The organism is Micromonospora sp. NPDC047187, assembly GCF_040643355.1.
Lineage (GTDB): Bacteria > Actinomycetota > Actinomycetes > Mycobacteriales > Micromonosporaceae > Micromonospora > Micromonospora salmantinae.
In genome coordinates this window covers 42833-60963 of the sequence record NZ_JBEYUF010000025.1, presented here as the reverse complement: position 1 = coordinate 60963, position 18131 = coordinate 42833, and the positions used below count along the sequence as shown (strand labels likewise).

Here is an 18131-nt window from a genome sequence, read left to right as displayed (position 1 = left end):
CCCATGGCGTTGTTGCGGTGTCGGGGCCTGCGCAAGGAGTTCGGCGGGCACGTCGTGCTCGACCACCTCGATCTGACCGTGGCCGAGCACCAGGTGGTGGCAGTGATCGGCGCGTCCGGGTCCGGCAAGTCGACACTGCTGCGCTGCGTCAACCTGCTTGACGAACTCGACGACGGGACCATCGAGTTGGACGGGGAGGACATCTCCGATCCCCGGGTGGACCCGGACCGGGTCCGGCGGCGGATCGGCATGGTGTTCCAGGCGTACAACCTCTTTCCGCACCTGAGCGTGTTGGACAACATCACCCTCGCGCCGCGCCACGTACACCGGCGGGGCCGGGCGGAGGCCGAGGCGCAGGCCCGGGAGCTGCTGGACCGGGTGGGGCTCGGCGCCAAGGCGGACGCCTACCCGGACCGGCTCTCCGGCGGGCAGCAGCAGCGGGTGGCGATCGTCCGGGCGCTGGCCAACTCACCTCGACTGATGCTGCTCGACGAGGTCACCTCCGCGCTCGACCCGGAGCTCGTCGGCGAGGTGCTGGCGATGATCCGCGATCTGAAGGCCGACGGCATGACAATGGTGCTGGCCACCCACGAGATGGGCTTCGCCCGGGAGGTAGCCGACGAGGTGTGCTTCCTCGACGCCGGGCGGGTCGTCGAGAGCGGCCCGCCGGAGCAGGTGCTCGGCGAGCCGACCCAGCCTCGTACCAGGCAGTTCCTGCGCCGGATCATCGAGGCCGGCCGTCTCTGAAGGCCCGCCTTCAGAGACGGCCGAGGCGGCAGAGGCGTCAGCCGCCGAAGCCGACCCGTTGGGCGTTGCCCGCAGCCACCGTCCGCACGGCCAGCGCCGCGTCGAGTGCCGCCACTGTGGCGGACCAACCCTTGTCCTCCGCCGAGCCGGGCAGACCGGCGCGGTCGCGGGCCTGCTCGATGGTCTCCACTGTCAACACCCCGTGCGCCACCGGCTTGCCCTCGTCCAGCGCCACCCGGGTCAGCCCGTCGGTGACCGAACGGCACACGTAGTCGAAGTGGGCGGTGGACCCGCGGACCACCACGCCGAGGGCGACCACCACGTCGCAGCGACGGGCGAGGGCCTGCGCGACCACCGGCAGCTCGACCGAGCCGGCGACCCGGGCGACCACGGAACGCGCGCCGCACGCCTCGGCGGCGGCCACCGCACGCTCCAGCATGTGGTCGGTCAGCTCGCCGTGCCAGCGGGCGGCAACGACCCCGACGGTCAGCCCTGCGGCGTCGACCGCCTCGACTCCCGGCTCACCGAAACCCGCCATCGTCATGCTCCGATCTCGTCGTTGGCGACCGGACGCCCCAACGGCGCCTCGGACACCTCGTCCAACTCGTCCAGCAGGTGACCCATCCGGTCCCGCTTGGTGCGCAGGTAGCGCATGTTCTCCGGGTGCGCGCCGACCGGCAGCCCCTCGCGGCCGGTGATGGTCAACCCGTACCCCTCCAGGCCGGCCCGCTTGGCCGGGTTGTTGGTCAGCAGCCGCATCGACCGCACGCCCAGGTCGTAGAGGATCTGCGCGCCGGTGCCGTAGTCGCGGGCGTCGGCCGGCAGGCCCAGGTCGAGGTTGGCGTCCACGGTGTCACGGCCCAGGTCCTGCAACTGGTACGCCTGCAGCTTGTGCAGCAGGCCGATGCCGCGCCCCTCGTGCCCACGGACGTAGAGCACCACGCCCCGACCCTCCTGCCCGACCCGAGCCAGCGCGGCGTCCAGCTGCGGCCCGCAGTCGCAGCGCAGCGAGCCGAACACGTCCCCGGTCAGGCACTCGGAGTGCACCCGGACCAGCACGTCCTGGCCGTCACCGAGGTCACCCAGCACCATCGCGACGTGCTCGGCCGGGTCGTGCTCGGCGCGGTAGCCGAGCGCCCGGAACACCCCGTGCTTCGTCGGCATCCGGGCGTCGGCGACCAGCTCGACCTGCTTCTCGGTACGCCGCCGGTGGGCGATCAGGTCGGCGATGGTGACGAGCGTGAGGCCGTGCTCGGCGGAGAACTTCTCCAGGTCCGGCAGGCGCATCATGGTGCCGTCGTCGTTGACCAGCTCGCAGAGCACGCCGGCCGGACGCAGCCCGGCCAGCCGGGTCAGGTCGATCCCCGCCTCGGTGTGCCCCGGTCGGCGCAGCACCCCGCCCTCGCGAGCGCGCAGCGGCACCACGTGCCCGGGGCGGGACAGGTCGGTCGGGTCGGTCGCCGCGCCGGCGAGCAGCCGGCTGGTGTGCGCGCGGTCGGCCGCGGAGATGCCGGTGCCGACCCCCTCGCGGGCGTCCACTGTCACCGTGTACGCGGTGCCGCGCCGGTCCTGGTTGGTGTGGTGCATCGGCGGCAGGTCGAGCCGGTCGGCTTCGCTCTCGGTCAGCGCCACGCAGACGTAGCCGGAGGTGTAACGCACCATGAACGCCATCAGCTCCGGCGTGGCCAACTCGGCCGCGAAGATCAGGTCGCCCTCGTTCTCCCGGTCCGCGTCGTCGACCACGACGACCGGCCGGCCGGCCGCGATGTCGGCGATCGCCTGCTCAATGCTCCCGAAGCTGGTCATGCGACGGCCTCCCGGTAGATGGGCGTACGGACGGTGGCCATGGCGCGCGAGGTGCGCCACCAGGCGGCGAAGCCCCAGACGCAGAGGGCGCCGTAGATCAGGTACATGACGGCCGACGGGTAGAACCCGCCGCGCAGCAGCAGCGGCACGCCGACCGCGTCCACAGCGATCCAGAGCAGCCAGAACTCCACCCAGCCCCGGGCCATGCCGTACGTGGCCAGCAGGCTGCCGGTGAGGATCCAGGCGTCGGGCAGCGGGCCCCACGAGCCCAAGGCCTTGAGCAGCGGGTACGCCGCGGCGGTGCCGATCACGGCGGCCACCAGCAGCATCAGTCGCTCCCGTCCGGTGGCCCAGCGCGGCACGACAGCGGCCTGCCCGGCGTCGGCGCGACGGTTGCGCTGCCAGCGCCACCAGCCGTAGACGCTGACCGCGAAGAAGAACACCTGCCGGCCGGCCTGCCCGTACAGGTCGTGCTCCTGTGGGGTGGCGAACACCCCACCGAGGAAGACGGTGAGGAGCAGCGCGTTACCGACCATGCCGACCGGCCACGCCCAGACCAGCCGGCGCAACCCGAGCAGCGCCGAGACCAGCCCGAACGCGTTGCCGACGATCTCCCTGGCCAGCACCGGCGAGCCGGCGACGTGCACCTGGGCGTCCAGCAGCCAACTGAGCGGGCCCATCAGGCCGCCCCGCCCGGGTTCGCGGCCGCCCCGCTGGCGTCGGCGTTGGTGAGCCGGTCGCCGAGCAGCCGCTCGACGTACTTGGCCAGCACGTCGACCTCCAGGTTGACCGGGTCGCCGACGCCCTTCGCGCCGAGCGTGGTCAGCTTCAGCGTGGTCGGGATCAACCCGACGGCGAACTCGTCCGCGCCGACGGCGGCGACTGTCAACGAGACACCGTCGATGGTGATCGAGCCCTTCTCCACCACGTAGCGGGACAGGGCGGCGGGCAGCCGGAACCGGACGGTCTCCCACTGCTCGGCCGGCTCCCGGGAGATCAGTTCACCGACGCCGTCGACGTGGCCCTGCACCAGGTGCCCGCCGAGCCGGCTACCGAGAGCGGCGGCCCGCTCCAGGTTGACCGGGTCGCCGGGGCGCAGCGCGCCCAGCGCGGAGCGGCGCAGCGTCTCCCCCATCACGTCGGCGGTGAAGACCCCGTCGGCCACCTCCACGACGGTCAGGCAGACACCGTTGACGGCGATCGAGTCGCCGTGCCGGGCGTCGGACGTGACCAGCGGGCCGCGTACGCCCAGCAGCGCCGAATCCCCTGCCGTCGGCGCCACCCGGACGATCTCGCCCAATTCCTCGATAATGCCGGTGAACATCTCAGCCCTCCCTTTTGCGGGGCAAAGCGGTGATCCGCAGATCCGGACCGATCTGCGTAACGTCGACGAACTCCAGATCGATGGCCTCGGCGATGGTGGTCACTCCCGCGTCGACCAGAGCGGTCGGGCCGGCGCCGAGCAGCCGCGGCGCGACGTACCCGACGATCTTGTCGACCAGGCCGGCCTCCAGGAACGCGCCGGCCAGCCGGGGGCCGCCCTCCAGCAGCACCGCGCGGACCCCGCGCTGGTGCAGCGCCGCGAGCAGCGCCGACAGGTCGACCCGGCCGTCCGGGTCGGCGCCGACCTCGTCGGCGGTCGCGATCCACGTGCGGGCGGCGCCGTCGCGGACCTTGGCGTCAGCCGGGGTACGCCCCGAGCTGTCCACCACCACCCGCAGCGGCTGCCGGATGGCCAGGCTGCCGTCGCGCAGGTTGCGGGCGGTCAACCGGGGGTCGTCGGCGAGCACGGTGCCCACCCCGGCGATGACCGCGTCGACAGTGCCGCGCAGCGCGTGCACGTCGATCCGGGCCGCCTCCGAGGTGATCCACATGCTGGTGCCGTCCGCCGCGGCGGAGCGCCCGTCGAGCGTGGCGGCGTACTTCCAGATCACGTACGGCCAGCCCCGGCGCATCGAGGTCAACCACGCGACGTTGCCGGCCTCGGCCTCCTCACCGCGTACCCCCAGATCGACCCGGACCCCGGCGGCGCGCAAGGTGGCGGCGCCCCCGGAAGCGACAGGGTTCGGGTCGGGTACGGCGATGACCACCCGGCCCACCCCGGCCTGGACGAGCGCGGAACTACAGGGGCCGGTGCGGCCGGTGTGGTCGCAGGGTTCCAGAGTGACGACAGCGGTGCCGCCCTTGGCCCGCTGCCCGGCCTGCGCCAGGGCGACGATCTCGGCGTGCGGCCCCCCGGCGTACGCGTGGAAGCCCTCGCCCACGACCTCGCCGTTCTCGTCGAGGAGCACGCACCCGACCACCGGGTTGGGGCTGGTGGTGCCGAGCCCGCGCGCCGCCAACTCGATCGCACGCCGCATCGCCTCATCAACGGAGACGCTGGCCATCGCGCTGCCCCTGCCCTCTCACTCGCCGGTCCGCGCGCGGGCGGTCAGGGAGGCGGTGGCCATGGGGCCACGGGCAGGCGGTGGCGGATTCCGGGAACGGCACAGCCGCCCCGGGGGGTCGGGTCGGCACGCTGAAGCCAGCGGCCGGCTCGGACCCGTCCGTCCCGCGCGCTGTCTCCCATCCGGACTGTCTGGGCGCGGACGAACCGCCCCCAACCGTCGGCCCCGGATTTTCACCAGGTCCACCGGACGGCAGAGCCGTCCGGGTCGCGGGCTGACCACGGTTGGACCGTGGATCACCGCCGGTTCGGAATTTCACCGAGTCCCGCCAGCGCGTGGTGGGTACCCGGAAAGTCTTACACGCCGATCCCGCTCCGTCGCCACCTAGGCGAGCTACTTCACAGCGGTATCACGCTCAGGTGACGCCGCGACGCCGGTCCACCGCCACGTACGAGCCCGGTTGACTCTTGGCCACCGTCTTCATCTCCGAGGCCACCGCGATCGCCTCGAGCGGATCGGTGAACCGCTTGCCGGCGTCGGAGAGGGACACCCCGATGGAGAGCGTGACCAGGGCCGCCCGCCGGATGTTGCCGCGTCGATCCTTCAACTCGACGAAGCCGCGCTCCCGGTCGGTCTGGTCGTAGAGCGTGTCGGCGGCGTTCTCGAAGTCGACGACCGCCCGGGACGTCAGTGGGCGCACCTGGTCCGGGGCGCAGACGATGACGAAGTCGTCACCGCCGACGTGACCGAGGAAGGCCGGTGGCAGCCCGACGCCCACCACCGCCCGGTGCAGGCTGCGGGCCAGCGCGGAGATGAAGTCGTCGCCGCGCACGAAGCCGTACCGGTCGTTGACACTCTTGAACCGGTCGATGTCGACGTAGCCGACGGCGTAGTCCACGCCGTTTCGGACCCGATCGCTGATCTCCCGACGGATCCGGCTGTTGCCCGGCAGCCCGGTCAGCGGGGAGACCTCCCGGAACTCCTTGTTGCGGCGCAGCGTGGACGAGACCCGGGCCACCAACTCGGCGGTGTCGAACGGCTTGACCAGGTAGTCGTCCGCGCCGGCGCTGAGCCCGTGCACCTTGTCGACGGTCATCCCCTTGGCGGTCAGCATGATCACCGGAAGGGCTGACGTCATCGGGTCGGCGCGCAGCCGGCGGGTCAGCTCCAGCCCGTCGATCCGGGGCATCATGAGGTCGACCACCGCGAGGTCCGGCCGTTGGCGTTCGATGACCTCCAGGGCCTCCTGGCCGTCGCTGGCGTGGATCACCTCGAAGCCGTGCAGCCGCAGGTTGAACTCGACGAACCGAGCGATGTCCGCGTCGTCGTCCACGACGAGAATGATGTCCTTGCGGTCGGCCTCGGGCTCCACCTCAGGCCCCGGGCGCCGCGCGTTCCGCCAGTGCCCGCAGGTGCCGTACCGCCTCCGCCGGGTCGGCGGCCCCGTACACGGCGGTGCCGGCCACGAACGCGTCGGCGCCAGCCGCGGCCGCCTGCTCGATGGTGTCGGCGGCGATCCCGCCGTCCACCTCGATGCGCAGCTCCAGGTGCCCGGCCGACGCGTGCCGCCGGGCCGTCCGCACCTTCTCCAGGAGCTGCGGAATGAACCGCTGCCCACCGAAGCCCGCCTTGATCGTCATGATCAGCAGGGTGTCGAAGCTGGGCAGCAGGTCCAGGTAGGGCTCGATCGGGGTGTCCCGGTCGATGGCCAGGCCCGCCTTCGCACCGGCCGAACGCAGGTCCTTCGCGAGCGCCACCGGGTCGTCGGACGCCTCCGCGTGGAAGGTGACGTTGTACGCCCCGGCGTCGGCGTACCCGGGGGCCCACCGGCGCGGGTCCTCGATCATCAGGTGCACGTCGAAGGGCATCGTCGTGACGGCCCGCAGGCTCTGCACCACGGGCAGCCCAATGGTCAGGTTCGGCACGAAGTGGTTGTCCATCACGTCGACGTGCAACCAGTCCGCGGCGTCCTCGACGGCACGGACTTCTTCGGCGAGGCGGGCGAAATCGGCGGCCAGGATGCTCGGCGCGACGATCGGCGGCGGTACGGTCACGGGGCCAGTGTACGAAGGTGGCCACCCGCCACCCGCATCGCGGCACCTTTGGGGACGCCCTGTGACCCAGCAGTGACCATTGGTGCAGAATTGGACGCTCCGGACCCTCGAATCCGGACGAACAGACATCAGCCACTGGCCGATCGACGGAAACGCGACGACACTCCAACCGGGACGGTGCCGTAGGCTGCACGCCCGCCGGGGTCTCGCCGCGGGGCGCGGCGACCGGCCGCCAGCTCCCGGGAGGGCGGACGATGCGACGGTGGCTTCCAGCGCTGGTGCTGGCCAGCGTCACGACGATGCTGCTGCTGGCCGGCTGCGCGCCGGCGCGAGGCGCGGACGGTGATCTCACCGACGACTGGCCGACGCTGCGGGTTCCGAAGCCGTTCACCCCCGCCACCGACACCTGCCTGCCGCGGATCGCCACTGTCGTGCAGGCCAGCACGTACGAGACGGTGGACTGCGCGCGCAACCACCTGGCCGAGACCATCCACGTCGGCACCTTCGTCGGGCCCGACGCGCTGACCGAGGCCCGACCGGAACCCGGATCGTCGGCGCTGCGCACGGCTCGCGCCGAGTGCGACCAGCGGGCCCGCCAGGTGCTCGGCGGCGACTGGCACACGGCCAGACTCGCGCTGTCCCTCGCGTTGCCGTCCGCGCCCGCCTGGGCCGGCGGCGCCCGCTGGTTCCGCTGCGACCTCAGCGAGACCGGCAGCATCGACAACACCCGCCCGGTGAACCGCACCGGCAGCCTGCGCGGCGCGTTGATCGGCGACACGCCCCTGACGCACCGTTGCTTCGACCCCAAACTGATCGGCGACAACCTCAACTACATGGCGCCGGTGCTGTGCACCGAGCCGCACCGCGCCGAGTTCGTGGGTGTCTACGAGGAGCGGGACATGAGCTGGGCGGAGTTCGCCAAGTCCGCCGAGCAGGCCCACCGGCGCTGCATGGCGCTGATCGCCGAGTACGCGGCGGTGCCCAACAACAGCGAGCTGCCGTACCGGGCCGGGTCCATCTACTACCCGCCGTCGCAGCGGGAGTGGGAGGACGGCGACCGTGGAGTGCGCTGTTTCCTGTGGAGCGACGACCGCAAACTCACCCGCTCGATGCGCGGCGCCGGTCCCGAGGGACTGCCCGCGATCTGAACATCGTTGCCGTATGCTGCTGCGCCGTGGCGCTATCGACCGGCTGGGTCCGGTCGGGGGCCAGCAGCAGCGGGAGGTCGGGATGCGACGGTGGCTGGCGGCGTTCGCCGGGGGTGGTGCGCTGGCCCTGGCGCTGGCCGGGTGCGGCGCACCCGCCGGAATCGACAGTGACCTCATCGACGACTGGCCGGCGCCCGTCGCGGCACAGCAGTTCGTCCCCGCAGCCGACGTCTGCCACCAGAGTTCCCAGCAGGTCGGCTTCCTGACCGGCTACAACCCGACGGCGTGCACCGAGGCGCACCGGGTGGAGACCATGCACGTCGGCACCCTCACCGGTCCGGGCGCCGACGGCGGCACGCCTCCGCAGCCCGGCTCCGCCGGCATGCGGGCCGCGCAGACCGGGTGCGACACGGCGGTCAACAAGGCGGTGGGGGCCGACTGGCGTTCCGGGCGGCTCGGCCTGACCGTCGTGCTGCCGTCGCCGCAGGCCTGGTCGGGCGGAGCCCGCTGGTACCGCTGCGACGTCACCGAGATCGCCAGCATCGACGACACCGCTGTCGACCTGCGCACCGGCAGCCTCCGGGGCGCGCTGTCCGGAGCGGCCCCGCTGGCGTACCGCTGCTTCAACCCGAAGCTGGTCAAAGACGACATCGACGAGATGGTGCCGGTCTCCTGCACCGCCAAGCACCACGCCGAGTTCGTCGGCGTCTGGCAGGCGCCGGACACCACCTACGCCGAGTTCACCCGCAGCACCAAGCGGACCCACCGGGCCTGCCAGACGATGATCGCCAAGTACGCCAAGGTGCCGGACAACTCCCAGCTCGACTTCCGCGCCGGCACGATCTACTACCAGCCGTACGAGGAGGAGTGGCGCAACGGGAACCGGGGCGTGCAGTGCTTCCTCTGGATCTCCGACCGGAACCTGACCCGCTCGATGAAGAACGCCGGCACCAAGGGCCTCCCGGTCACCTGAGCACGCCGCGCACGGCGTCCGGCCGGTCGGTCGACCGGCCGGACGCGTGGAACGGATCAGCCTCGGCGCAGGACGGCGAGGAACATCGCGTCGGTGCCGTGGCGGTGTGGCCAGAGCTGCACTGTCGGCCCGTCACCGAGACCGGGCATGCCGGCCGGCAGCAGCGGGCGGGCGTCCACGAAGTCCACCGCAACCCCGCTACGGCGGGCCGCCTCGGTGACCGTCACGTGCGTCTCGACGGTGTGCGGCGAACAGGTCACATAGGCGACCAGGCCACCCGGGCGGACCGCCCGCAGCGCCGCGCCGAGCAGCTCCCGTTGCAGCCGGGTCAGCGGCGGCAGGTCGGACGGTTGGCGACGCCACCGCGACTCCGGCCGACGACGCAGCGACCCCAGCCCGGTACACGGGGCGTCGACCAGCACCCTGTCGAAGTGCTGCTCCGGCAGTTTCGGGTCGCCGCCAACCTCACGGCCGTCCATGGTCAGCACTGCCACCGGCAGGTCCCGGGTCGCCAGGGAGACCAGCCGGGCGCGGTGCTCGGCCACCTCCACCGCTGTCACCCGGGCACCCCGCTGCGCGGCCAGCGCGCCGAGCAACCCGGCCTTGCCACCCGGGCCGGCGCACAGGTCCAGCCAACGTCCGTCCGGGCCGTCCAGCGGCGCGTCGGCGAGCGCGGTGGCCACCAGCTGGGAACCCTCGTCCTGGACGTGGGCCCGGCCGTCGACCACCGCCGGGATGTCGCCCGGCGACCCGCCGGGCAGATAGACGGCGTACGGCGAGAAGGCGCCGGGCGCGCCGCCGACCTGGTCGGCCAGCTCGATCGGGTCGATCAGGCCGGGCCGGGCACACAGGTGCACCGGCGGGCGCTCATTGTCCTCGATCAGGAGGCGCTCCGTCTCGCCCAGATCGCCGCCGAGCGCCTCGGAGAAGGCCCGCACGATCCACTGCGGGTGGCTGTACGCCAACGCGAGGTGCCCCACCGGGTCGGTCTCCATCGGTGGGGCGAGCTTCGCCACCCAGGCGTCCGCGTCACGGCTGGACACCTCGCGCAGCACCGCGTTGGCGAAACCAGTGGCGCCCGGAGCGACCGAACGGACCAGGTCCACAGTCGACGACACCGCGGCGTGCGCCGGCACCCGGGTGTGCAGGAGTTGGTACGCCCCGAGCCGCAGCGCGTCGCGTACCGGCGGGTCGATCCGGGCCACGTCCCGGCCGGCCGCGTCGGTCAGGATCGCGTCCAACGTGCCCAGGTGGCGCAGGGTGCCGTAGGTCAGCTCGGTGGCGAAGGCCGCGTCCCGACCGAACAGCCCCTCTTCCCGCAGGATGATGGGCAGCACCAGGTTGGCGAACGCGTCGTCCCGGTGCACCGCCGCCACCGCCTCGTACGCGGCGCGGCGCGGTCGGTCCAGCGGTGGTCGGACCGGGCGCCGGTCCCCGCCACGGCCGGTCGACGGGCCGGAGCGCGTCGGTCGGGTTCCCTCCGGTGCCGTCACGCGAAGTCCTCTCCAGTGCCGACCCGGACGCCGCGCGCCCAGTCGGTAGCGTCCATCGCCCGCTTGCCCGCGGCGCGGACCTCGCCGAGACGTACCGGCACTGTCGCCGTGCCGGCCAGCACCCGGGACTTCTCCACCAGCAACTCCCCCGGCTTCAGCTGCGGGCCGTCGGGCACCGGGACGACCGGGCCGAGCTTCACCCGCTCGTCGCGGAACGTGGTCCAGCCACCCGGCGCGGGCGTACAGGCCCGGATCCGCCGGTCCACGGCGAAGGCCGGGTCGCTCCAGCGCACCCGCGCGTCGTCCACTGTCAGCTTCGGCGCCAGCGACACCCCGTCGGCCGGCTGCGGCTCGGCGCGGGCGGTGCCGTCGGCTATCGCGTCGAGCACCGCCACCAGCAGCCCGGCGCCGGATTCGGCGAGCCGCCCCAGCAGGTCGCCGGAGGTGTCGGTGGCGCGGATCTCGTCGGTCAGCGTGCCGTAGACCGGGCCGGTGTCCAGGCCCTCCTCCAACTGGAAGACGCTGGCCCCGGTCAGCTCGTCGCCGTGCAGCACGGCGTGTTGCACGGGTGCGGCGCCACGCCACGCGGGCAGCAGTGAGAAGTGCAGGTTGATCCAGCCGTGCCGGGGGATCTCCAGGGCCGCCGGCGGCACCAGCGCGCCGTAGGCGACCACCGGCACGCAGGCCGGCTCCAGCTCGCGCAGCCGGTCGAGGAACTCCGGGTCGCGGGGGCGGGCCGGCGTGAGCACCTCGACGCCGTGCTCGTCGGCCCATGCGCCGACCGGTGAGCGGGACAGACCCCGCCCACGCCCGGCGGGCGCGTCGGGCCGGGTGACCACTGCCACCAGCTCGTGCCGGGAGGCGGCGACGGCGGCCAGGGCGGGAACGGCGACGGCCGGCGTACCGGCGAAGATCACGCGCATCCGGGTCAGCGCCCCAGACCGAAGGGGTCGCTGATGTGCGGGCTGAGCTTGACAGTGGGCGGGGCCGCCGCGTCGTACCACTCGGCCTGGCGGATCGCCTTCATGGCTTCCTTGCGCCCCTCCGGGTCCAGTCGGTCCAGGAAGAGCACCCCGTCGAGATGGTCGGTCTCGTGCTGCACGCAGCGCGCCATCAGGCCGGTGCCGACGATCTGCATCGGGTCGCCGAACGAGCTGAAGCCCTTGGCGACGACGTTCTGCCGACGCTTGGTGTCGAAGTAGAGCCCGGGGATGGACAAGCAGCCCTCCGGGCCGTCCTGCTCCTCCTCGTCGGGGAACTCCAGCACCGGGTTGATCAGGTGCCCGAGGACGTCGTCGACGTCGAAGGTGAACACCCGCAGGCTCACACCGAGCTGCGGCGCGGCCAGGCCGGCGCCGTTCTGCTCACGCATCGTGTCGGTGAGGTCGGCGACGAGCCGACGTAGCTCGGCGTCGAAGTCGACCACCGGATCGGCCGGCGTGCGCAGCACCGGATCCCCAAACAGACGGATGGGCTGGACGGTCACGCGGGACGGCTCCTTCTTCGGGTGGACGAGCGGTGCCGTACCAGTCTACGGAGTGCCCGGCCGGGCGCCGGGCGGCGCACCTCGCTCAACCACCGCCGGTGTGCCCAGCGTCACCGGCGGGCGTCCCGGCGAACAGCTCCCGGACCCGTTCGGCGTCCGGGTGGCCGAGATCGTCGAGGATGACCACGGCCCGCCGCCAGGTACGCGCGGCGCCGGCCGCGTCCCCCACCGCCTGTCGGCTCTCGCCCAGCCGGGACAGGGTGTCCGCCTCGTCGTAGCGGTCGCTGACCCGCCGGTACAGCCCGAGGGCCCGCTGGAAACAGCGGATCGCCGCCCGGTGGTCGGCCAGTCGGGCGTGGATGAAGCCGATGCTGTCCCAGGTGTTCGCCTCACCGTGCCGGTCGCCTGTCGTCCGCAGCAGCGCCAACGCCTCCCGGCAGTGCCCGAGCGCGGGCTCGTACCGGCCGAGCTGGGCGTACGCCCACCCCACCGCGTTGCGGGCGCTGGCCTCCCCGGCGACGTGACCGGCGGCCCGGTACAGCGCCAGGGCCCGCTCGCTCTGCTCCAGGGACTCGGCGTGCCGGCCGAGCCCGTCCAGCATCGCGCCGAACGCCCGGTGGGTGCGCGCCTGCCCGGTGTGGTCGCCCAGCTCCGCGAAGATCACCAGGGCTTGTCGGTAGTTCCTCGCCGCCTCGTTCACCCGACCCAGCCGGGACAGCACCCGGGCGAGGTCGCGGTGGGCGTTCGCCTGCCCGGGTCGGTCGCCGGCCCGCTGCGCCCCGGCCAGGGCGTTCCGCTGGGCCACGGCCAGGTCCGGCCACCGCCCCCGGCGTTGCAGGAAGTCCACCAGTGTCCAGGCCAGTTGCCAGGCATGGCCGTCGAACCCGGCCCGCCTCGCATGGGCGACCGCCGCCAGCAGCACCGGATACTCGACGCTGAACCAGGCGAGCGCCTGACCGAGGTCGGTGATCTCCTCGGGCAGCACACCCGGCGCGGCGGCGGTGAGGGTGACCGGGTCCCGACCCGGTTGCAGCAGCAGCGCCGCCGCGTGGGCGGTGTGCAGGTAGTGGTCCAGCCCGCGCCGGATCGCGGCCCGCCGGGCCTGCTCGGGTTCGAGACGTTCGACCTGCTCGGCCGCGTACGCCCGGAGCAGGTCGTGCGCGCCGAACCGGCCGGGGGCGTGCTCGGTGACGAGGTGCGCGTGGGCCAGTTCGGCCAGCAGTCGGGGCACCTGGGCCCGGGGCAGTCCGGCCAGACTGGCCGCCGCGGCGAACCCGATGTCCGGTCCGGGATGGCAGCCGAAGAGCCGGAACAGGCGGGCCGCTGCCGGGGTCAGACTCCGGTACGACCAGGAGAAGACGGCCTGCACGTCGGTGCCGGCGTCCCCTCCGTCGAACGAGTCGAGTGGTCGCGGCGCCGCCCGCAGTTCGGCCGCGAGGGTGGCCAGCGGGAACGTGGGCTTCTCCGCTCCTCTCGCGGCGAGCACGGCCAGCGCCAGCGGCAGCCGCGCACACCGCTCGATGATCTCGTCCACCGCCTGTGGCTCGGCCGCCAACCGGTTCGTGCCGAGCCGCCGGGCCAACAGTTGCCGGGCCTCGGCGGCGCTCAGCAGGTCGACGCCGATCGGCCGGGCACCTTCGGCGGCGATCAGGCCGGCGAGCCGGTTGCGGCTGGTTACCAGGACCAGGCAACTCGGGCTGCCGACCAGCAGGGGTCGGATCTGGTCGGCGTCGCGGGCGTTGTCCAGCAGCACCAGCATCCGGCGGCCGGCGAGCAGGCTGCGGTAGAGGCCCACCTGCGCGGGCAGGTGGGTGGGGATGCGTTCGGGCGGCACCTCGAGGGCCTCCAGGAAACCTCGGACCGCCTCGACGGCCGTCACCACCGTTCCGGTGGCGTCGAACCCGCGCAGGTCGACGTAGAGCTGGCCGTCCGGGAAGCGATCGGCGACCCGGTGCGCGAAGGTGACCGCGAGGGTCGTCTTGCCGACCCCGGCCGTACCGGACAACGTCATGACGGTGACCGATGCCACGCCGTCGTTCTCGGGCGCCACGGCGCGAGCGCATTCGGCATCGAGCTGGGCGAGTTGGGCCGCACGCCCGACGAACCCGGGCAGCGCCGGGGGCAGTTGGCGGGGTATCGGGAACCGGGGGGACGTGGTGCCGGCGCGCGAGCCGCCGACCCTGGCCCGCGGCACCGCCCGCCCGGTGGTGGCGTGCTCCCGGTTCGGGCGTCGACGTCGCTCCTCGACCCGGTCCCGCGCGGTGGCCAGCACCCCCTGCTCGGCGGGGGTGGCCCCGAGCAGTCGGATGAGGGCGTCGAACCGCTCCGGCGGCGGCAGGATGTTGCCGGCGAAGTACTCCCCGATGATCCCGCGCGACCAGCCGGTCTTCGCTGCCAACTGCCGGTACGTCAGCAGGGTCTCGCCCTGCTGCCGGGCTTCGCGGCGGCGCAGCTGGCGCAGCAACCCGGCCAACTCGGGAAGTGTCTGCGCCTCGATGCCGGCGCGGACCAGCTGGGCTGACCCGTGTGACGTCTGATGAGTGCCGGAAGGTATCCACGGCTCGGACATGTGACCCCCACCCCCGGTCATCCGGCCCCCCGGATGCGCACGGGCAGGGTAATTCCGGGCCGACGCAGCTCGATAGACGGTTGCCAATGTATGACAGTTCCACGTCGCCTGTACCGGCTACCTGACCGCCCGTCGGGTCTGCGCCTGGCGGAGCTACTACGAGGACATGTTCTCCGGCATGGCCGGAGTGGGCGCCTCGGGCGTCATCCTCGGCTGAGCCGTCGCGGCGAAGGCCGTACGACTCCGGGCCGGCGCGCGTACCCCGCGCGTCAGCCCGGCCTCACGCTGGGTTCAGACGCTGGCGCCCGGGTCGCCCGCGAGCACCGCGTCGCCGCGGAGCAGCGCAGGCTCGGGCAGCGGCAGTTGGATCTTGTGGGCCGCCTCCCAGTCGTAGATCAGGCCGGGGCGCACCTGGGCGGCGAAGTAGTCGATCGCGGTCATCCCACCCACTACCGGCTCGTCGACCTCGGCGACCAGCTGGGCGGGAACCAGGGAGAACCCGTTCTGCAGGGCGGCGCTGAGGCGGCGGTGACCGTCGACGACGAAGAAGTACTCGCCGGTGAACCCGATCTTCAGCGGTTCGAGGGCCTCGTCGCCGGCCTCGGCCACCCCACCGACGAAGTCGGTGTCCCACAGACCGCGCAGGGTGGCGATGTCCTCGGTCGGGTAGACCCGGGCCGGGTCCAGCAGCAGCAGCGGCGGCGCGTCGCGCAGCACCTCGGCGCCGAGCGTGCCCTCGTACGCGGCCACGATGTGCTCGATCACCTCGCTGGCGGACGCCCGGGTGGTGTCGCAGATCAGGTCATAGTTGCGCAGCCGGGCCTTGTCCACCCCGTAACGGATGATGAACCGGCTGCGCTCGCTCGCGCTGCGCTCCCGGAGCTTGGCCTTGGCCTCCTCCAGGGAGGCGTAGCTCTCCGCCGGCCCGGAGGGGCGGGCGAGCACCCGGCGGGCCGCCTCGCCCGGCTCGGTGATCATGTGCACCTTGAGCGCGTCGGTGAAGAAGTGCCAGGCCAGCCGGGAGTCCATGACGAGGCGCTCACCGGAGGCGGCGATGTCCCGCTGGAGCTGGTCGACGTAGCCGTCGACGGCCTGGTCGAGCTCGGCGTGCAGGTTGAGCTGCAGCGCGGTCATCTGCCGCTGCTGCGCCATCTCCCGGTAGAGGTCCCCCACGCTGACCCGGCGCATGCCGAGCCGCTTGGCGATCTCGACCGACACGGTGCTCTTGCCGCTGCCGAGGTCGCCGTTGAAGACGATCGATTGTCCAACGGTCACGACTGGTCCACCCCTGATCACCGGCTCATTGACATCATCGACCTCGCGCCCGACCGACGCGTTCCCGCCATCGTCGCGCCATCCCGCGGCGGCTCCAGCTCGGCGCGGCTGACGCCCCCTCGCGACCTGGAGCCCGTCGTACGCCTTGGCATGACGGGCGATGCTACCACTCGGGCGCCACCGCTTTGCCGGACGCGGTGTGCGAGGGCCCCCGGCAGCGGGCGAGGTCCGCGGCCGTCGGCACCAGGCCGAAACGCCTCAGAACAGGCTCAGCGGATCGACCTGGAGACGAACCGGATCGGCGGCCTTGCGAGCGGCCCGGACGCCGGCGGCCGAGTGCAACGCCTCGGCGAGCGCGGCGGCCCGGGCCCGGGGCACCCGGACCAACATCCGCTCCCGGCCCTCCTCGGCCGGCACCGGCCCGAGCACCTCGGCGTCGTCGGGCAGCCGGGCCGCGGCCAGCAGGTCCGCCACCGCCTCGGCCGCTCCGGTGACGCTCGCCATCCGCACGGCCGGCGGGAAGCCCAGCTCGCGGCGCTCGGCCAGCTCCCGACCGGCGAACCAGGCGGCGTCCCAGCGCAGCAGCGCCTGCACGGGGGCGAGCGCACCGTCGGCGACCACCACCACCCGACCGGCCGGCGCCGGGCGGGCCAGCGCCGCCGCCGCCAGCCAGCGGCGCAGCGCCTCCTCGCCGGCGCGCAGGTCGGCCCGGGTCAGCAGGGCCCACGAGTCGAGCAGCAGCACCGCGCCGTAGCCGCCCTCCGCGACCGGCTCGGCGCCCGGGGTGGCCACCACCAGGGCCGCGCCACCGGGCACGTCGGTCAGCACCTCCTCGCGCCCCGAGGTGCGCACCGGCACGTCGGGGAACGCCCGGCCCAACTCCTCGGCGGTCCGCCGGGCGCCGGTCACCGCGGCCCGCAGCCGCCGGCCACCGCACTCCGGGCAGGCGTACGCGGCCGCCACCCGGGCGCACCACCGGCAGGCCGGGGTGCCGCCGGCCGAGGGCAGCGCGAGCGGGCCGGCGCAGTGCGCGCAGCGGGCCGGGGTGCGGCACTCGGCGCAGGAGATCGACGGAAGGTAGCCGCGGCGGGGCACCTGCACCAGCACCGGCAGGTCCTGGCGGAGCGCGTCGCGGGCAGCCGTCCAGGCCAGGCTGGGCAGCCGGGCGGTGGCGGCCCCGGGGTCGCGGGCCAGTTGCGGGTCGTCCCCGGTCGGCGCGATGGCCGGGATCCGCGCCCGCACGGTGGCCCGGTCGGCGACCACCTCCGGGGCCCAGCCGGTCTCCACCAGCAGCTGCGCCTCGGCCGTCCGGGCGTACCCGCCGACCAGCGCGCCGGCCTCGGCGAGTTGGGCGCGGGTGAGCAGCACGTCGCGAGCGTGCGGGTAGGGCGCCCGGGGCTCGGAGTGCAGGTCGTCACCGTCGTCCCAGACGGCGACGAGGCCGATCCGGGCCACCGGGGCGAACATCGCCGCCCGGGTGCCGATCACCACCGGCACCTGACCACGGCGAGCGGCGAGGAACGCCCGGTACCGCCGGGCCGGGCCGAGCGCGGCGGAGAGGCTGACGTGCCGCCCCGGGCCGAGCACACCGGTGAGCGCCGCGTCGAGGCGGTCGAGGTCACGCGCGTCGGGCACCACGACCACCGCGCCGCGCCCACCGGCGACGGTGGCAGCCACCGCGTCGGCGTAGCGGGCCGCCCAGTCCTCACCGGGCAGCGCCGACCAGACCGCGCGGGGCGCCCGGCCGTCGGCGAGCGCCCGCAGCAGGGCCGCACCGGTCGGGTAGTCGCGCCACCCGCGCGGGTCGACAGCCACGGTGGGGGCAGCCGGGGTGGGCTGCTCATCGTGCGGCTCCTTCTCCACCCGCGCGTGCCGGGGTGGCACGGCGAGCCGGAGCACGTCGGCGAGGCTGCCCGCGTACCGGTCGGCGACCGCCCGGGCCAGCCGGGCGACCTCGGGGGCCAGCACCGGCTCCGGGGAGACCACCTTCTCCAGGTACGCGAGGCGGCCGGTGTGCCCGGAGTCGTCGGCGCGCGACAGCAACCACCCGTCGACGAGTTGCCCGGCGAAGCGCACCTTCACCCGGGTACCGGGAACCGCCACCTCGTCCAGTTCCGCCGGCACCAGGTAGTCGAACGGCCGGTCCAGGTGCGCCAGTCCGACATCCACGCAGACGCGCGCGACCGGCGACCC

The 18131-nt window shown here is 73.6% G+C and carries 16 protein-coding genes and 1 riboswitch; of the genes, 3 read left to right on the top strand and 13 right to left on the bottom strand.

Annotated elements, in window-relative coordinates; all coding sequences use genetic code 11:
- Positions 1–3: 3 nt before the first annotated feature.
- On the top strand, positions 4–747 hold the full coding sequence (locus tag ABZ794_RS28295) for an amino acid ABC transporter ATP-binding protein (protein ID WP_357518395.1): 744 nt from the start codon (positions 4–6) through the stop codon (positions 745–747).
- Between the two features lie 37 nt (positions 748–784).
- On the opposite strand, the gene ribH is transcribed toward ABZ794_RS28295, so the two are convergent.
- The 7 genes from ribH to rpe form a co-directional block, all read right to left on the bottom strand.
- On the bottom strand, positions 785–1285 hold the full coding sequence (gene ribH, locus ABZ794_RS28290) for a 6,7-dimethyl-8-ribityllumazine synthase (RefSeq protein WP_210785464.1): 501 nt from the start codon (positions 1283–1285) through the stop codon (positions 785–787).
- Between the two features lie 2 nt (positions 1286–1287).
- Positions 1288–2553, bottom strand: coding sequence for a bifunctional 3,4-dihydroxy-2-butanone-4-phosphate synthase/GTP cyclohydrolase II (locus tag ABZ794_RS28285; RefSeq protein WP_357518393.1), 1266 nt, complete (start codon positions 2551–2553; stop codon positions 1288–1290).
- Positions 2550–3233 (bottom strand): nicotinamide riboside transporter PnuC, encoded by a 684-nt coding sequence (pnuC, locus tag ABZ794_RS28280; RefSeq protein ID WP_210785443.1) that lies wholly within the window; start codon positions 3231–3233, stop codon positions 2550–2552. The genes ABZ794_RS28285 and pnuC overlap by 4 nt, the downstream gene beginning before the upstream one ends.
- Positions 3233–3877, bottom strand: a complete 645-nt coding sequence (locus ABZ794_RS28275; RefSeq protein WP_210785444.1) for a riboflavin synthase — start codon at positions 3875–3877, stop codon at positions 3233–3235. The genes pnuC and ABZ794_RS28275 overlap by 1 nt, the downstream gene beginning before the upstream one ends.
- A 1-nt stretch (position 3878) precedes the next feature.
- Entirely contained in the window at positions 3879–4940 is a 1062-nt protein-coding gene (ribD, locus tag ABZ794_RS28270; RefSeq protein ID WP_210785445.1) for a bifunctional diaminohydroxyphosphoribosylaminopyrimidine deaminase/5-amino-6-(5-phosphoribosylamino)uracil reductase RibD, read from the bottom strand.
- Positions 4941–5106: 166 nt separating this feature from the next.
- Positions 5107–5277: riboswitch (FMN riboswitch) on the bottom strand.
- A 78-nt stretch (positions 5278–5355) separates the two neighbouring features.
- Complete coding sequence (locus ABZ794_RS28265; protein WP_210785446.1) at positions 5356–6312, bottom strand: response regulator; 957 nt, start codon at positions 6310–6312, stop codon at positions 5356–5358.
- A 1-nt stretch (position 6313) separates the two neighbouring features.
- The gene (rpe, locus tag ABZ794_RS28260) at positions 6314–6994 is read right to left on the bottom strand and encodes a ribulose-phosphate 3-epimerase (RefSeq protein WP_210785447.1); all 681 of its coding nucleotides are present in this window, start codon (positions 6992–6994) and stop codon (positions 6314–6316) included.
- A 254-nt stretch (positions 6995–7248) separates the two neighbouring features.
- Here rpe and ABZ794_RS28255 point away from each other — a divergent pair, with 254 nt between their 5' ends.
- On the top strand, positions 7249–8142 hold the full coding sequence (locus tag ABZ794_RS28255) for a septum formation family protein (RefSeq protein ID WP_210785448.1): 894 nt from the start codon (positions 7249–7251) through the stop codon (positions 8140–8142).
- 82 nt (positions 8143–8224) lie between these two features.
- Entirely contained in the window at positions 8225–9115 is an 891-nt protein-coding gene (locus ABZ794_RS28250) for a septum formation family protein (protein WP_210785465.1), read from the top strand.
- Between the two features lie 56 nt (positions 9116–9171).
- Here the strand turns inward: ABZ794_RS28250 and ABZ794_RS28245 are convergent, their stop codons facing one another.
- The 6 genes from ABZ794_RS28245 to ABZ794_RS28220 form a co-directional block, all read right to left on the bottom strand.
- Positions 9172–10608: a transcription antitermination factor NusB gene (locus ABZ794_RS28245; RefSeq protein ID WP_210785449.1), complete on the bottom strand. Its 1437-nt coding sequence runs from the start codon at positions 10606–10608 to the stop codon at positions 9172–9174.
- Positions 10605–11531: a methionyl-tRNA formyltransferase gene (gene fmt, locus ABZ794_RS28240; RefSeq protein WP_238690154.1), complete on the bottom strand. Its 927-nt coding sequence runs from the start codon at positions 11529–11531 to the stop codon at positions 10605–10607. Before fmt ends, ABZ794_RS28245 begins: the two co-directional genes overlap by 4 nt.
- Before the next feature lie 5 nt (positions 11532–11536).
- The gene (gene def / locus ABZ794_RS28235; protein ID WP_091401921.1) at positions 11537–12094 is read right to left on the bottom strand and encodes a peptide deformylase; all 558 of its coding nucleotides are present in this window, start codon (positions 12092–12094) and stop codon (positions 11537–11539) included.
- Positions 12095–12179: 85 nt separating this feature from the next.
- Positions 12180–14663: a tetratricopeptide repeat protein gene (locus ABZ794_RS28230; protein ID WP_357518388.1), complete on the bottom strand. Its 2484-nt coding sequence runs from the start codon at positions 14661–14663 to the stop codon at positions 12180–12182.
- A gap of 291 nt (positions 14664–14954) precedes the next feature.
- Positions 14955–15938, bottom strand: a complete 984-nt coding sequence (locus ABZ794_RS28225; RefSeq protein WP_210785452.1) for an AAA family ATPase — start codon at positions 15936–15938, stop codon at positions 14955–14957.
- 258 nt (positions 15939–16196) lie between these two features.
- Positions 16197–18107, bottom strand: coding sequence for a primosomal protein N' (locus ABZ794_RS28220; protein WP_357518386.1), 1911 nt, complete (start codon positions 18105–18107; stop codon positions 16197–16199).
- Positions 18108–18131 lie beyond the last annotated feature (24 nt).

Excerpts from the sequence above, each read along its gene's own strand:
- ABZ794_RS28230 (WP_357518388.1), bottom strand. The coding sequence starts at position 14,663 with ATGTCCGAGCCGTGGATACCTTCCGGCACTCATCAGACGTCACACGGG.
- ABZ794_RS28275 (WP_210785444.1), bottom strand. The coding sequence starts at position 3,877 with ATGTTCACCGGCATTATCGAGGAATTGGGCGAGATCGTCCGGGTGGCG.
- ABZ794_RS28295 (WP_357518395.1), top strand. The coding sequence starts at position 4 with ATGGCGTTGTTGCGGTGTCGGGGCCTGCGCAAGGAGTTCGGCGGGCAC.
- pnuC (WP_210785443.1), bottom strand. The coding sequence starts at position 3,233 with ATGGGCCCGCTCAGTTGGCTGCTGGACGCCCAGGTGCACGTCGCCGGC.
- ABZ794_RS28285 (WP_357518393.1), bottom strand. The coding sequence starts at position 2,553 with ATGACCAGCTTCGGGAGCATTGAGCAGGCGATCGCCGACATCGCGGCC.
- ribD (WP_210785445.1), bottom strand. The coding sequence starts at position 4,940 with ATGGCCAGCGTCTCCGTTGATGAGGCGATGCGGCGTGCGATCGAGTTG.
- ABZ794_RS28255 (WP_210785448.1), top strand. The coding sequence starts at position 7,249 with ATGCGACGGTGGCTTCCAGCGCTGGTGCTGGCCAGCGTCACGACGATG.
- fmt (WP_238690154.1), bottom strand. The coding sequence starts at position 11,531 with ATGCGCGTGATCTTCGCCGGTACGCCGGCCGTCGCCGTTCCCGCCCTG.
- ribH (WP_210785464.1), bottom strand. The coding sequence starts at position 1,285 with ATGGCGGGTTTCGGTGAGCCGGGAGTCGAGGCGGTCGACGCCGCAGGG.
- ABZ794_RS28250 (WP_210785465.1), top strand. The coding sequence starts at position 8,225 with ATGCGACGGTGGCTGGCGGCGTTCGCCGGGGGTGGTGCGCTGGCCCTG.